Below are 14,678 nucleotides of genomic sequence, written 5' to 3' on the forward strand. Positions count from 1 at the left end.
ATACGTAATTTCGGTTAAAATCGTGAAAATTGTGGTTTGACCAGAAAAGTTGACCTTGCAACTTTCAATAGATTGAATAAACTACGGAAAACATCGCATAAAGCGAACTCTGTAAAGGAAAAGAAAAAATGAGCAACCTCGAAGAACGCGTAAAGAAAATCATTGTTGAACAGCTAGGTGTAGACGAAGCTGAAGTTAAAAACGAAGCTTCTTTCGTTGATGACCTAGGTGCAGATTCTCTAGACACAGTTGAGCTAGTAATGGCTCTAGAAGAAGAATTCGACACTGAGATTCCAGATGACGAAGCTGAGAAAATTACTACTGTTCAAGCTGCTATCGATTACGTAACTAGCGCTCAGTAATAATCTCTCCCAGGCGGTCACCTCGACCGCCTGTGTTTTATCTAACTCATCTATCCTCATCTTAAATCACCTCAATCCCCGGAGTGTAATATCGTGTCCAAGCGTCGTGTAGTTGTCACTGGCATGGGTATGTTGTCGCCGGTAGGCAACACTGTAGAATCTTCTTGGAAAGCCCTGCTAGCTGGTCAAAGTGGTATCGTTAATATCGATCATTTTGACGCAACCAATTTCTCAACTCGTTTTGCAGGTCTAGTTAAAGACTTTAACTGCGAAGAGTATATGACTAAAAAAGATGCTCGTAAGATGGACTTGTTCATCCAGTACGGCGTCGCAGCAGGTATTCAAGCTTTAGATGATTCAGCCCTAACTATTACTGAAGAAAACGCTCCTCGTGTAGGCGTTGCTATCGGTTCTGGTATTGGTGGTCTTGGTTTGATCGAAGCCGGTCACAAGGCTCTAACTGAAAAAGGCCCTCGTAAAATCAGCCCGTTCTTCGTACCGTCGACGATCGTGAATATGATTGCGGGTCACATGTCTATCATGCGTGGCCTACGCGGTCCAAACATCGCGATCTCTACAGCATGTACGACTGGCCTACATAACATTGGCCACGCGGCTCGTATGATTGCATACGGCGATGCTGACGCAATGCTAGCGGGTGGTGCTGAAAAAGCATCGACACCACTAGGTATGGGCGGTTTTGGTGCGGCTAAAGCACTGTCTACTCGTAACGATGAGCCTCAAAAAGCTTCTCGTCCATGGGACAAAGGCCGTGACGGCTTCGTTCTTGGTGACGGTGCAGGCATGATGGTTCTTGAAGAGTATGAACATGCTAAAGCTCGTGGCGCTAAGATTTACTGTGAGCTAGTTGGCTTCGGTATGTCGGGTGACGCTTACCACATGACATCTCCAAGTGAAGATGGTTCTGGTGGCGCACTAGCAATGGAAGCGGCTATGCGTGATGCTGGCATTACTGGTGAACAAATCGGTTATGTTAACGCACACGGTACTTCGACTCCTGCAGGTGACGTAGCGGAAGTGAAGGGCATCAAGCGTGCTCTTGGCGAAGCAGGCAGCAAGCAAGTCTTGGTTTCTTCTACGAAATCAATGACTGGCCACCTTCTAGGTGCTGCGGGTTCTGCTGAAGCGATCATCACTGCGATGTCTCTAATTGATCAAATTGTTCCACCAACAATCAATTTAGATGATCCTGAAGAAGGCTTAGATATTGACTTAGTACCTCACACTGCGCGTAAAGTTAGCGGTATGGAATATGCTGCATGTAACTCATTCGGTTTCGGTGGTACTAACGGCTGTTTGATCTTCAAAAAGATTTAATCATCTTATATAAGAGTCAAACATCGTAGATAGTCATAATTAGAACTGTTTTTAAACGGCTCGATGCTTTAGCATTGAGCCGTTTCTTTTTATGGGGAAAAACATGTTTTGGGTTGATGGAGAAAGTCAGCAAACTGTCGATATCTTAGATCGCTCGTTTCAGTATGGAGACGGCTGTTTTACTACCATGCTTGTTCAAGATGGCCAGATTCAATATTTTCACGATCATCAGCGTCGTGTTGATGATTGTCTTAAAGCGTTACGCATTTCCGAACTTGATTGGAATACGGTTAACCTTTGGCTCGATAATGCACTTGAACATATCCAACACAATGCGCTTCCTGGTACAAAGAGCCTTAATGGTTCAACGAATCTTCAAGACAAAAACAAGCCTCATAATGAAAAAGCAGGGCTCAAGCTGCACGTTAGCCGTGGCGCTGGTGGACGTGGCTACAGTACTAAGAATATCGCCAAGCCGACAATCACCATCAGTACCTTTGATTACCCAAGTCATTATTCAGCGTGGCAAGACTCCGGTGTTGAACTCGGTATCTGTCATCAAGCGCTAGGTTTGAGCCCACTACTTGCTGGCCATAAGCACAATAATCGTCTTGAGCAGATTTTGATGAAAGATGAAATGGATCAGGCTAATGAAGTGGATGGTGTGGTTCTTGATATATCGGGCAATGTGATTGAAACCACCATGGCCAATCTGTTTTGGCGAAAAGGTCAGGCGATATACACACCTCAACTCACTCAAAGTGGTGTCGCGGGGGTTATGCGTAAGCAAGTGTTAACCGCGCTGAATCAAGCTGAACTTTCCGTTACAATTAGTGACTACTGCTTATCTCAACTCATGCAAGCTGATGAGGTTTTCATGACCAACTCCATCTTAGGGGTTGCCCCAGTTACCCGTATTAGTGATACCCAATTTAACATTGGAACCGTTACTCGTAGCCTTCAAGGACAACTAAACTCGTGATCAAAAAGTTATTTATTTTTATTATCTTGTGCTTAATCGCAGCCGGTGCTGCTGGTTTTTATGTTTACAACCAAGCGCAAGATAACCTGAAACAAGTTATTCAATTAGAAAAACCACAAGTCGTGACTGTTGCTTCAGGTAGCAGCTTTAACCGCGTTCTAGCCCAGTTGATTAACGAAGGCCTGTTTGAGGCTTCTCCTTACGAGAAATTAATCCGTAAGTTACATCCTGAGCTTGTAGACGTAAAAGCGGGTACTTTCCTGCTTGAACCAGGTTTAACCTTAGAGCAAGCGCTACAAGTGCTTGTAGAAGGGAAGGAGCACCAATTTACCATTACCTTTGTAGAAGGCAGTCGTTTTGACGAGTGGCTTGTTCAGCTAAAAGACAACGAATTCATTCAGCAGACGTTGAATGATGTCTCTGAAAAAGAGATCGCACAAAAGCTTGGTATTGAAAATGAAAAGCTAGAAGGCCTTTTCTTAGCGGAAACATACCACTACACCTATGGCACAACGGATTTAGATTTGTTGAAACGTGCCCACCGAGATCTAATGAACGTGGTCAATGATGAGTGGGAAAATAGAGCCGATAAACTGCCTCTTAAATCGCCTTATGAAGCTTTAATTCTTGCGTCTATCATCGAGAAAGAGACTGCTGTCGCTTCTGAGCGTGAGCGTGTGTCTTCTGTATTCGTTAACCGCTTGAACAAGCGTATGCGTTTGCAAACTGACCCAACGGTTATCTACGGCATGGGCGATAGCTACAAAGGCAATATTCGTAAGAAAGATCTACGCACACCAACGCCGTACAACACCTATACAATGAGCGGTTTACCGCCAACACCGATCGCGATGGCGGGTAAAGCGTCTATCAACGCGGCTCTGAATCCAGAGAAGAGCAACTACCTTTATTTTGTTGCGAGTGGAACCGGCGGTCACGTATTTTCAAAGAGTTTGACTGAGCATAACCGTGCAGTACGAGCTTACTTAAAGCAATTAAGAAAAAACAAATAAAGAAAGAATTATGAATCAGTCGAAATTTATCGTGGTTGAAGGCCTTGAAGGTGCTGGCAAAAGTACAGCAATCAATGCCATCGTTGAGACATTGAAAACAGCTGGTGTCGCTGACATCGTTAATACTCGTGAACCCGGTGGTACCGTGCTTGCCGAGAAGATGCGCTCGTTGGTCAAAGAAGAACACGAGGGCGAGAAGCTTCAAGACATGACTGAGTTGCTGCTGATGTACGCAGCGCGTGTTCAATTAGTAGAAAACGTCATCAAGCCTGCACTAGACAGTGGTAAATGGGTGTTGGGTGATCGCCATGATATGTCTTCTCAAGCATACCAAGGTGGTGGTCGTCAGATCGCTCGTAGCACTATGGAATCACTGAAAGCAACCACGCTAGGCGGCTTTAAGCCAGATTTAACACTATATTTGGACCTAGACCCTAGAGTCGGGCTTGAACGCGCTAGAGGTCGTGGTGAGCTTGATAGAATTGAAAAGATGGACATCTCATTTTTCGATCGCACGCGTGAGCGTTACTTAGAAATTGCAGGGCAAGACGATTCTGTACTCGTGATTAATGCGCAGCAAGAAATTGAGCAAGTAGCCGCTGATATTAAAGTCGCGCTCAGTGCTTGGCTCAATAAACAGTAGGTAGTCATGGCTGAAGTTTATTCTTGGCTCACACCTGTATGGAGTGAGTGGAAAAAAAGTCTCGATGCAGAACGTTTTCCTAACTCTGTGATCGTTAATGCGCCGGAAGGGCTTGGTGTGGAAGCGCTGGTTAGCCAACTTACCGATGCATTGATGTGTGTTAATTACGAAAGTGAAGCGTGCGGATTTTGCCACAGTTGTGAACTGATGAAGTCGGGGAGTCACCCGGATTTCCATGTGATCGAACCTGAGAAAGAAGGTAAATCGATTACCGTTGACCAAGTGCGTGCGAGTAACCGCTGGGCTCAACAATCGTCACAGTTGGGTGGCTTGCGTGTCATTTTGCTGAGTCCGGCTGAAGCGATGAATGAATCGGCGTCTAATGCGCTGTTGAAAACACTGGAAGAACCTGCGAGTAATTGTATTTTCATCCTTTCAACGCGCAACAGTAATCGCTTAATGCCAACTATTCTTAGCCGTTGCCAGCAATTTAATGTGGTGTGTCCACAATTGGATGCAGGATCGGCATGGTTAAATGGAGAAGTTGGTAAAACGGTTCCTCAGTACATACTGACATTGAACGACAACGCCCCCCTGAAAGCGAAAGCAATGTTTGATCAAGGTGGTGTCGAAGCTTCAACAAAAGCGCTCGATGGCTTTATGAATGTGATAAAAGGCACTCAACCCGACATGCTGAAGTTCTCTACAGAGCTTAGCAAAGACCCTTTGATTCAACTTAGCTGGCTTTGGCATTTGTTGTCAGATGTACAAAAGCTGCATTTTGGTTTAGCTAATCAGGCTATTATTCCGAGTGCGAAAGCACTGTATGAGGTGATGTCTTATCAAAGTGCTTATGCAGCGTCGAATAAACTGCTGATATTGATTGAGCAGTTAAAGCAACACCCTGGGCTCAATACGGAGCTACTCATAATGAATTGGCTGATAGCCACTTGCGAGGAAACATGTTCGTAGATTCCCATTGTCATTTAGACAAACTGGATTACCAAAATTTACACACCAGCGTAGAAGACGTGGTTAATAAAGCGAAAGCAGCCAACGTTGACCAACTGCTTTCTGTCGGTGTGACGTTGGATTCGTTTGAAAACATGCTTGAGATGATCTCGCCGTTTGATAACGTTAAGGCTTCGTGTGGCGTTCACCCTCTCGACGTAGAGAGCGACTTCTGTTTAGAAAGAATGCGTGAGTACGCGAGCAACCCTAAAGTGGTGGCGATTGGTGAAACTGGCCTAGATTATCATTACCAACCAGAGACTGCAGAGCTACAACAGCTCAGGTTCAAGCAGCACGTTGAGTTGGCTGTTGAGCTTAATAAACCTTTGATCATCCACACGCGTAACGCGCGTGAAGATACGTTAGCTATTTTACGCGATGGCGGAGCAGAGAAGTGTGGTGGTGTGATTCACTGCTTTACTGAAGATCAAGCGTTCGCTGAAGCGGCAATGGAACTAGGTTTCTATATCTCGATCTCAGGTATTGTGACCTTTAAACAAGCCACTGAACTTAAAGACGTTGTGAAAAACCTACCTCTAGATAGGTTGCTGATCGAAACGGATTCGCCATATTTGGCGCCAATTCCATATCGTGGTAAAGAGAATCAGCCTGCATATGTAGTCGAAGTTGCGGCTTATATCGCCCAGTTAAAAGGGGTATCAATGAAAGAGGTTGCTGAACAAACGACCAAAAATTACCAAAAACTTTTTTTGCGATAGAAATCTAACTAAACAAACAAAAGGGAGCGAAAGCTCCCTTTTTGTGTTTTTGATCACCAAAAATGCGTTTTTTTTTAATGTTTACGGAATATGTTGAACTTGAGAGCGTGAATTACAACATTTGTAATTTTGTTACTAAAAATAACATTACCCTCTATTTTATTTACTCAGTAAAATAATAGAAGGGTGTTATAATTCATTTACTTTTCAGTTAGTTATAGACTTGTAAAGCATTGCATTTCTATATTTGACATGTGATCCAAGACGTGTTTTGAAACTAAATTTCGTAAGTGACTAGAAAGTTAGTTCCCCATCAATATATATTTAGCGGCAGAAAATATAATGCAATACATGGTTACATTTTCACTGGGTGCTAACATATAGGCTACGGGGGTGTGCCGTTAGGACCCATATAATTATTTTATCTTTATCAGGAGCATAAACATGTTTAAGAACCTTTTTGCTAGCCTGCAGAAAGTTGGTAAGTCTCTGATGCTACCAGTATCAGTTTTACCAGTTGCGGGTATTTTGCTAGGTGTCGGTGCAGCAGACCTTCCTTTCATTCCAGAAATCGTTTCAAACTTAATGGAACAAGCGGGTGGTTCAGTATTCGGTCAAATGGCACTACTGTTCGCAGTAGGCGTAGCACTTGGCTTTACTAATAACGACGGTGTAGCTGGTCTAGCTGCTATCGTTGGTTACGGCATCATGACTGCTACACTAGGCGTAATGGCTGGTGTAATGGGCGTTGATAAAATCGACACTGGTGTACTAGGTGGTATCCTAGTCGGTGGTGTTGCTGCTTGGGCATTCAACCGTTTCTTCCGTATTCAACTACCGGAGTACCTTGGCTTCTTCGCTGGTAAGCGTGCTGTGCCAATCATCACAGGTTTCTCTGCGATTGGTCTAGCAATCCTACTATCTGTAGTATGGCCACCAGTTGGCGGCGCTATCTCTGCGTTCTCTGATTGGGCTGCTCACCAAAACCCACAAGTGGCGTTTGGTATCTACGGTATCGTTGAGCGTTCTCTGATTCCATTTGGTCTTCACCACGTTTGGAACGTACCTTTCTTCTTCGAAGCTGGTACTTGTGTAAACGCTGCTGGCGAAACTCAAAACGGTGTTCTTACTTGTTACCTAGTTGCTGATGACGCATCTCGTGCAGCGGGCAATGGCTTCGGTCAGCTAGCTGGTGGTTACATGTTCAAGATGTTCGGTCTACCTGCTGCTGCAATCGCGATTGCACATTCAGCTAAACCTGAAAACCGCGCTAAAGTAATGGGCATCATGGCTTCTGCTGCGTTGACTTCATTCCTAACGGGTATCACTGAACCAATCGAATTCTCATTCCTATTCGTTGCTCCTGTACTGTACGCAATCCACGCTCTATTAGCTGGTTCTGCATACGTTCTTGCGAACACTCTAGGTTTTGTACACGGTACATCTTTCTCACACGGTCTAATCGACTTCCTAGTTCTATCTGGCAACGCGTCTAAGATGGGTCTAATGGTTGTATGTGGTGTTGCTTACGCTGCAATTTACTACATCGTATTCCGCACTGTGATTAAAGCACTTGACCTTAAAACTCCGGGCCGTGAAGACGAATCTGAAGAAGAAGTAGTTGCTACAGGTTCTGAACTTGCTGGTGAGCTAGTTGCTGCATTCGGTGGTAAAGCGAACATCACTGGTCTTGACGCTTGTATTACTCGTCTACGTGTTGCAGTAGCTGATACCGCTCTTGTTGACCAAGACAAACTGAAGAAACTAGGCGCTGCAGGTGTTGTTGTAGTTGCTGGTGGCGTACAAGCTATCTTCGGTACTAAGTCTGACAACCTTAAGACAGACATGGATGAGTGGATCCGTAACAACGGTTAATTCACTGATTCAATAGATTGAAAGGAGGCCGAAAGGCCTCCTTTTTTGTTTTCTGCAATATGCAAAATACCCTCACGTTTAATACCAATCGTAGTAAATAACTGGTCATCCTAGCTTGTTAAAAACCTCGATAACTTCGTTAGAATTTTTGATTGTAGAACAACTACTTATCAAAAAATTATGCCTTGTTCTCAAGGTTTTTTCCTGCGCTATTCCTGAACACTTACTTACTGTGATTGGTATAAGCTCTTTTTACTCAACTAGTTCTACTCAACTCTATGTGTTGAAGGCCGATACCGAACCTTGAGCACCAGTTCGCTTTTACCTAGCGATGACACCTCTCTTTGTGAACCCAGTACACTATCATTTTTAAAAACAGTCTGAGAATATTATGAAACATCGTTATTTGATCGGCCTTATGTGCTGCAGCGGAGCCGCGTTTGTGCATGCTTCTGAAGCTCCAGATTTGGAAGTTGGATTAGCCATAGACCAAGACCTGAGTGTCGTTGTCGAATTTGATCAGAAATACCGTGCCACGATTGGCAACGACGGTGCTGCATTTGACTACATTTTGAAGCGTGGTCAGTTTGAGGCTGAAGCTCCGTTGAGTTGATATGTCGGTGCAGGTGCTTGGGCTGAGTGGAATAATGATTTTGGCTTACGTTTGCCTTTAGGTATTAAAGTGAATTTCTACGAAGGTTGGAATGCGTACGTGCAAGTTCACCCTGAGCTCGACATGTATAAAGGTGTTGAATTACAAGTGGGTGGTGCACTGGGTATCACCTACAAGTTCTAGGTGATGAGACAAAAAAATGCCAGCTTAGTAGCTGGCATTTTTGAATGGTTTAAATAAGGTTATTTCTGTTTGTCCATTGCACGCTTTATGCAAATTGCAGCACCACCCCAAGTGATACCAAGACCAAGAACCATCATAATAATCGCACTCGTTGTCATGATTATGCTTCCTTCTTACTTGTCATATTTATGATAATGCCAATCGCTAGTAATCCTGCGATCATCGCCCAGCCAAGAGTCAGGTCGTAGCCACCGTAACCGTCTGTAAACAATGCGCTTAGTTTAGTTGCAAGAATGATTGCAAGCATAACTGGAGTGACGAAGCGTAAACATACGTTAAACCATACGCCAATAGAGAAATCTGAAATCTCATTGACGTACGCACGTACATCGCTAACTTTGTTTAGTAGCCATGCCATTAGAAGGATTTCAATGAATCCGCCTACCATGATGCCGACGTTGTTAGCGAAGTGATCGACTAGGTCTAGTAGAAGTAGGCCGCCGTTAGTTGCAAATGCCATAGACACCACAACACCAACGCCAATAACAATACTTGCTGCTTTTTTACGGCTCCAGTTCAGCTTGTCCATAATTGCAGATGTTACTGCTTCCATAATTGAGATATGAGAGCTTAAACCAGCCACAACAAGTGCAAAGAAGAATAGTGGACCCAGAATATACGGTGCTGGAAGTAAATTAATCGCAGCAGGTAGCGTAACAAACGCAAGGCCAACGCCTGCTGATACTACTTCAGTTAATGGTTTACCTTGTTCTTGAGCCATGTAGCCAAGAACAGAGAAAATCATAATACCCGCAAGAATTGAGAAACCACAGTTGATAAGAACCGTCATGAACGCGTTGTTCGTGATATCTGATTTTTCAGGCAGGTAGCTTGAGTAAGCCAGCATGATCGCAAAACCGATACTTAGCGTGAAGAAGATTTGTCCATAAGCAGCAGCCCATACTTTTACGTCCCAGATCTTGCTGAAATCAGGTTCGAACATGTAGTTCACACCATCTAGAGCACCAGGAAGGAAAACCATGCGTCCGATAAGCAAAATCACCATTATGAACAACACTGGCATCATTACTTTAGAAGCACGTTCGATACCAGCTTTAACACCACCCACGATAGCTGCATAAGTGATTGCCCAAGCGAGTAACATTGCGCCAGCGATGCCCCATTGGATGCTACCTAGGTTCGTCGGTGAGTTATCACCTAGAGCTAGATATTCACTGAAGAAGAATGCGTTAGTGTCTGTTCCCCAGCTTTGATTGAATGACATACCGAAGTATGAAATTGCCCAACCGATAACGGCAACATAGTAGACCGCGATGACAGCCGCTACACCCACTTGGAACCAACCAAGCCACTCAAATTTTGAGTTGATGCGCGCTAAGGTTGCAGGTGCAGAGCCACGATATTTTTGACCCATACTGAACTCTAGGATCATAAATGGGATACCAGCCGTAAGCATGGCAAATAGATATGGAATGAAAAAAGCACCGCCGCCATTTTCATAAGCCATATATGGAAAACGCCAAATGTTTCCTAAACCAATAGCAGATCCTACTGCGGCAAGGATAAATCCTGCTCGGGATCCCCACTGTTCTCGCTTCATATTTAACTCCTTTACAACTTCCCTGAGGTATGAAGCTTCTCGTCACGCTGTGCTTGGTAAGGAGATGATAGTTAAAACAGGTAAACGGTTTGACTGTTTACTTTATCTTCCGTGATTAAGCAAAAGTTTAGATTATTATGTTGTTAGCGATTGGAGAACTCAGCGGATAATTCTTAATTGTTTGATGTGTGTTTGCATAACCTGAAATATTCAGCTGATGCGTGCTAATGAGCCTACCTAGTTAGAATGGTTAAAGCAATAGATTAGCTATGTTTAATAACTGTAGGGTTATGGTCTTTAAGATGTTAAATGGCGGTTATTTTAGAGGTATTAATTGGTTTGGGGTTTTCTGGTTGGTTTATGTGTCTGATTTTTTCGGCTTTATTAGGTTATGTGACTTTATTTAAAAGTAGAGCGTATGACTGAAATTCATACACTCTATAGTTGAACTGACCAACTATTCGGAGGTTCTATTGGTATGAGATGGTCATCGATACTTAGAAAGTAAAACTCAGTCCGACATTGGCTTGGAATTGGTTCATCCAGTCGGTATCAAAGCGGATGATGCACTCTTGCCCGTTACTTGGGATGTTACAAACGCCGGAGGTGTCGTTATCGACAACGGTACCTAACCAACGTAGTTGTGTGTTTAACGCTAATCGGTCACTAAATTTGTACTCTAAACCACCAAAGATAGAGGTTGAGAACCCATACTTATCCTTTGCCCAGTCTACATCGACGTAAGAAGCACCAAGGCCTAACCCCAAATAACCAGACAACACAGAAGAAGCTGGGTAGTAAATGCTACTTTGAAAGTGCAGGTATTGGATGGAGGAGCTTAGGTTGAGCGTTTCTAATTCAGAGCTTTGATTAGAATAGAAAAAGCCGATGCGTCCTTTTTCAAATGGCGTTTCAATCGAAAAGGTGTAGTTTTCAGACCCTTTCATATCATAGGTTTTACCGTCCTGGTCTTCGACACTGCCACCGCCTGTATAGCCCACCATCGGAGTAATGATGATCTCCGGCGAGGCATATACGCTCGAAACGGAGAGAAGCGTAATCAGTGCCATTATATTTGCTTTGTTATTCATGAGTATATCCTTATCCATACACTTACTAATTGTGATGGTTACATCAATATTGTGCGACTAATTTCGACGATTCTTGAAGATACTTCACACACCTGATAGTACTTAAATAGAGACTCGACAAATTAATAATAAGACAGAGGTGTCTATGGACCATAATCTGAAAAATGCCCTACAAATAACGGTTGTCATCTACGCAATCATTCTCTCATTTGGCTTTATTGCAATTGGTAGTTAATACCATTTATTGCGAGGCTGGGTTTTTATACTCAGGGAATAATGAATAGTGGGATTATAACCAATATTGATACAGCAATAGACTTAGATTATTACGCTAAGTTTATTGCTGGAAAAACAGCACTGGTCGCCCAAGGTGGTGGACAGAGAAGTATTTTTACTTCTGGAGTGCTGGATGCCTTTCTTCTTTCTAATTTTGACCCCTTCGACGAGTTTTTTGGTACCTCTGCAGGTGCTCTTAATTTGTGTGCTTATCTGTGCCGCGATAAAGGCCTTGGCCGTTCTTTCCTTCTCGATCTCACAACATCACCTGAATTCTTCAATCTCTTTTCTTATATACGACACAGAAAGAACCTTGGATTAGAGTGGGCCTTAGAACAAATCATGGCTTACCCATACAAGCTTGATTTGGATTTAGGACGACAAACGCTAGGCGATCGCCATTTCTATGCAGCCGTCACGGATTCTAAAGACTTACGAGATCACTACTTTCCAGTATTGGGTGAAGATTGGTACAAAGTGATGATTGCAACCTGTGCGATTCCTCGCTTATACAATGATGAAATCTTTATTGGCGACAATGCTTATGTGGATGGTGGTGTATCAGCTTGCATCCCAGTTCAAGAAGCGTGGCGTAGACAAGCCCGTTCCATTGTTGTGATCCGAACTGAGCCTACGCTAGAGGAAGAGGTCGAGGTTCAAGCTAACAGTACGAGATTAAAAACACCCAAACCGATATCAGCCGAAGAACTGGAATGGTTCCGCGAATCTTTTGACAGTGTTCAAGGTCATTGGCAACAAAAAGTGGAGCAGTGGAAAACCGATTGGAGCTCGTTCTTTCAACAACAAATTCTCAGCTCAAAAGAACAGAAGCGCGACAGATCACATTTGGATTTGTTGAATGGTGGTCGATGGTTATTCGGGGCGGATGACATCTATAGATTAAGTCATTTAATTGGTGATAAGTTTGATTCCGGCTTAGCAGATATGCTGATGGTGCATTACCAAACTTACTCATTGACTCAGGATTTTTTGAACTCCCCACCAGACGATGCTTTTGTCGTGCAAATTGCCCCGAGTAAGCCGCTGAAATCCAATTCATTAATGAGTAATAAAGAAGATTTACTGCACGATTATGAATTGGGTTTAGAAGCCGGTTACCGATTTGTTGAAACTTATACCTCAACGGAAAATGCTCGAAGCTCACACATGCAATATTTGGCAACCATTGCTGCTGAGAAGTAATGCTTGAGGTTGATTAATAATATTTGAAGTTGATGAGTTAGCATGCTGTGAGCTGATCGTGCTGTTTAAGCTGATCGTTAGTGAGTCGTGTTCTGAAATGAAAAAAGGTTATTGAACTTGGTTCGATAACCCTTTTTTTGTCTTGAGATTAGGCAAATCGTTTCGCCTTACGGTCAAACATTAGGTGACAGGTAAGATTCTCATACAGTTGGTTGATCCTGCCACATCCATAATGTCGCCCTGAGTGACGATAACGAGATCGCCAAACTTAAGATGCTCTTGCTCTTTTAGGCAGGTGAGCGTAGATAGGGCAATGTCAAAACTGTCTTTGGCTTCTGTCTCGAAGTAGATAGGTGTTACACCTCGGTACAAGGTGCAGCGATTAAGAGTTCCTTCGTTACGAGACAGCGCGTAGATAGGCATGTCAGCACTTAGACGAGACATCATCAGTGCAGTACGGCCTGATTCAGTGAGAGTGACTACGCCTTTAATGCCTTCCATATGGTTTGCCGAGTAGATAGTCGCCATCGAAACGGTTTCTTCTGCGGTCACAAATGTGCGATCAATTCGGTAATTGGATTGGTTGTTAATCCCCGCCATTTTCTCAGCACCAATACACACTTCAGCCATCGATTTTACGGTTTCGACCGGGTAATCACCTGCAGCTGTTTCACCTGAAAGCATGACCGCATCTGTTCCATCAAGTACCGCATTGGCAACGTCCATGACTTCGGCACGGGTTGGCATTGGCGCTGAAATCATCGATTCCATCATTTGGGTTGCGGTGATCACCGTTCGGTTAAGCGCTCTAGCACGGCGTATAAGCTGTTTTTGTACTCCGACCAATTCAGGGTCGCCAATTTCGACTCCAAGGTCACCACGAGCCACCATGACCACATCTGAGGCCATTATGATGTCATCCATGTTCTCAACAGTGGCTACCGTCTCTGCTCGCTCAACTTTTGCTACAAGGTGAGCTTCTAAACCTGCTTCTCGTGCGAGCTGACGAGCGTAGTGCATGTCTTCGCCGTTGCGTGGGAAAGACACCGCGAGGTAATCCACTTTGATTTGTGCGGCGGTGACGATGTCGCGCTTGTCTTTTTCTGTCAGCGCTTCTGCGGAAAGGCCGCCGCCTTTTTTGTTTATGCCTTTATTATTCGAGAGAGGGCCGCCAATGATGACTTCGGTATGAACGCGACAACCTTCCACTTCGGTTACTTTTAGCTGCACACGACCATCGTCGAGCAACAGGATGTCGTTAGCTGAAACGTCGTTAGGTAATTCTTTATAATCAAGACCGACCGCTTGTTGGTTGCCTTCGCCTAAACCAAGGCTACTGTCGAGAGTAAATTGGTCACCAACGGCAAGTTGGATTTTGCCATCTTTGAATGTTGACACTCGAATCTTGGGACCTTGTAAGTCACCGAGAATAGCGATCTGAGTGCCAAGTTTTTTGGCTATTGCTCGGACATTTTCTGCACGTTGTATATGGTCGTCGCTAGTGCCGTGAGAGAAGTTCATACGGACGACATTGGCACCGGCCTTGATGATCTCTTCAAGCACGTTACCTTTATCAGTAGAAGGGCCTAGCGTTGTGACGATTTTCGTTTTTCTTAATTCGGCTGTCATGAATACTCCTAGAGTGAGGCCAAGTAATCTATTAAAAGACTAGGGCGTGTTGATCTTTCGAGCTGATTTTTGCAGCGAGTTGCTGGGTATTTATACAAGGCAGAGGCTTTGATGTGTAG

The 14,678-nt window shown here is 44.0% G+C and carries 14 protein-coding genes and 1 pseudogene; 11 read left to right on the forward strand and 4 right to left on the reverse strand.

Annotated features, from left to right (window positions below):
- Window positions 1-128: 128 nt before the first annotated feature.
- From acpP to AB4589_RS01230, 9 genes and pseudogenes are all read left to right on the forward strand, one after another.
- The gene (gene acpP / locus AB4589_RS01190) at window positions 129-362 is read left to right on the forward strand and encodes an acyl carrier protein (RefSeq protein WP_012603569.1); all 234 of its coding nucleotides are present in this window, start codon (window positions 129-131) and stop codon (window positions 360-362) included.
- 93 nt (window positions 363-455) lie between these two features.
- Window positions 456-1,700 carry a beta-ketoacyl-ACP synthase II gene (gene fabF / locus AB4589_RS01195; RefSeq protein WP_004736554.1) on the forward strand — a complete coding sequence of 415 codons (1,245 nt, stop codon included), beginning with the start codon at window positions 456-458 and terminating at the stop codon, window positions 1,698-1,700.
- A 103-nt stretch (window positions 1,701-1,803) separates the two neighbouring features.
- On the forward strand, window positions 1,804-2,682 hold the full coding sequence (pabC, locus tag AB4589_RS01200) for an aminodeoxychorismate lyase (RefSeq protein WP_372099115.1): 879 nt from the start codon (window positions 1,804-1,806) through the stop codon (window positions 2,680-2,682).
- On the forward strand, window positions 2,679-3,695 hold the full coding sequence (mltG, locus tag AB4589_RS01205; protein ID WP_372099116.1) for an endolytic transglycosylase MltG: 1,017 nt from the start codon (window positions 2,679-2,681) through the stop codon (window positions 3,693-3,695). Before pabC ends, mltG begins: the two co-directional genes overlap by 4 nt.
- A 10-nt stretch (window positions 3,696-3,705) precedes the next feature.
- The gene (gene tmk, locus AB4589_RS01210; protein ID WP_012603572.1) at window positions 3,706-4,338 is read left to right on the forward strand and encodes a dTMP kinase; all 633 of its coding nucleotides are present in this window, start codon (window positions 3,706-3,708) and stop codon (window positions 4,336-4,338) included.
- Window positions 4,339-4,344: 6 nt separating this feature from the next.
- Window positions 4,345-5,310, forward strand: a complete 966-nt coding sequence (locus tag AB4589_RS01215; protein ID WP_372099117.1) for a DNA polymerase III subunit delta' — start codon at window positions 4,345-4,347, stop codon at window positions 5,308-5,310.
- Entirely contained in the window at window positions 5,301-6,068 is a 768-nt protein-coding gene (locus tag AB4589_RS01220; protein WP_372099118.1) for a TatD family hydrolase, read from the forward strand. The genes AB4589_RS01215 and AB4589_RS01220 overlap by 10 nt, the downstream gene beginning before the upstream one ends.
- A 444-nt stretch (window positions 6,069-6,512) precedes the next feature.
- Window positions 6,513-7,943, forward strand: a complete 1,431-nt coding sequence (gene ptsG / locus AB4589_RS01225) for a PTS glucose transporter subunit IIBC (protein ID WP_009848984.1) — start codon at window positions 6,513-6,515, stop codon at window positions 7,941-7,943.
- Window positions 7,944-8,334: 391 nt separating this feature from the next.
- Window positions 8,335-8,739, forward strand: a pseudogene (locus AB4589_RS01230) (hypothetical protein).
- Window positions 8,740-8,798: 59 nt separating this feature from the next.
- Here the strand turns inward: AB4589_RS01230 and AB4589_RS01235 are convergent.
- The 3 genes from AB4589_RS01235 to AB4589_RS01245 all read right to left on the reverse strand — a co-directional run bounded on the left by AB4589_RS01235 (window position 8,799) and on the right by AB4589_RS01245 (window position 11,451).
- Entirely contained in the window at window positions 8,799-8,897 is a 99-nt protein-coding gene (locus AB4589_RS01235) for a methionine/alanine import family NSS transporter small subunit (protein WP_009848986.1), read from the reverse strand.
- Between the two features lie 2 nt (window positions 8,898-8,899).
- On the reverse strand, window positions 8,900-10,360 hold the full coding sequence (locus tag AB4589_RS01240; protein ID WP_009848987.1) for a sodium-dependent transporter: 1,461 nt from the start codon (window positions 10,358-10,360) through the stop codon (window positions 8,900-8,902).
- 497 nt (window positions 10,361-10,857) lie between these two features.
- Window positions 10,858-11,451: a hypothetical protein gene (locus tag AB4589_RS01245; RefSeq protein ID WP_009848988.1), complete on the reverse strand. Its 594-nt coding sequence runs from the start codon at window positions 11,449-11,451 to the stop codon at window positions 10,858-10,860.
- A 145-nt stretch (window positions 11,452-11,596) separates the two neighbouring features.
- Here AB4589_RS01245 and AB4589_RS01250 point away from each other — a divergent pair, with 145 nt between their 5' ends.
- Complete coding sequence (locus tag AB4589_RS01250) at window positions 11,597-11,686, forward strand: YnhF family membrane protein (protein ID WP_102248935.1); 90 nt, start codon at window positions 11,597-11,599, stop codon at window positions 11,684-11,686.
- A gap of 41 nt (window positions 11,687-11,727) precedes the next feature.
- On the forward strand, window positions 11,728-12,930 hold the full coding sequence (locus AB4589_RS01255; RefSeq protein WP_122047010.1) for a patatin family protein: 1,203 nt from the start codon (window positions 11,728-11,730) through the stop codon (window positions 12,928-12,930).
- A 180-nt stretch (window positions 12,931-13,110) separates the two neighbouring features.
- Here AB4589_RS01255 and pyk read toward each other — a convergent pair whose 3' ends face one another.
- On the reverse strand, window positions 13,111-14,559 hold the full coding sequence (pyk, locus tag AB4589_RS01260; RefSeq protein ID WP_012603578.1) for a pyruvate kinase: 1,449 nt from the start codon (window positions 14,557-14,559) through the stop codon (window positions 13,111-13,113).
- Between the last annotated feature and the right edge of the window lie 119 nt (window positions 14,560-14,678).

Origin of the sequence: Vibrio sp. 10N.222.49.A3, from assembly GCF_041475145.1 — a bacterium.
Lineage (GTDB): Bacteria > Pseudomonadota > Gammaproteobacteria > Enterobacterales > Vibrionaceae > Vibrio > Vibrio tasmaniensis_A.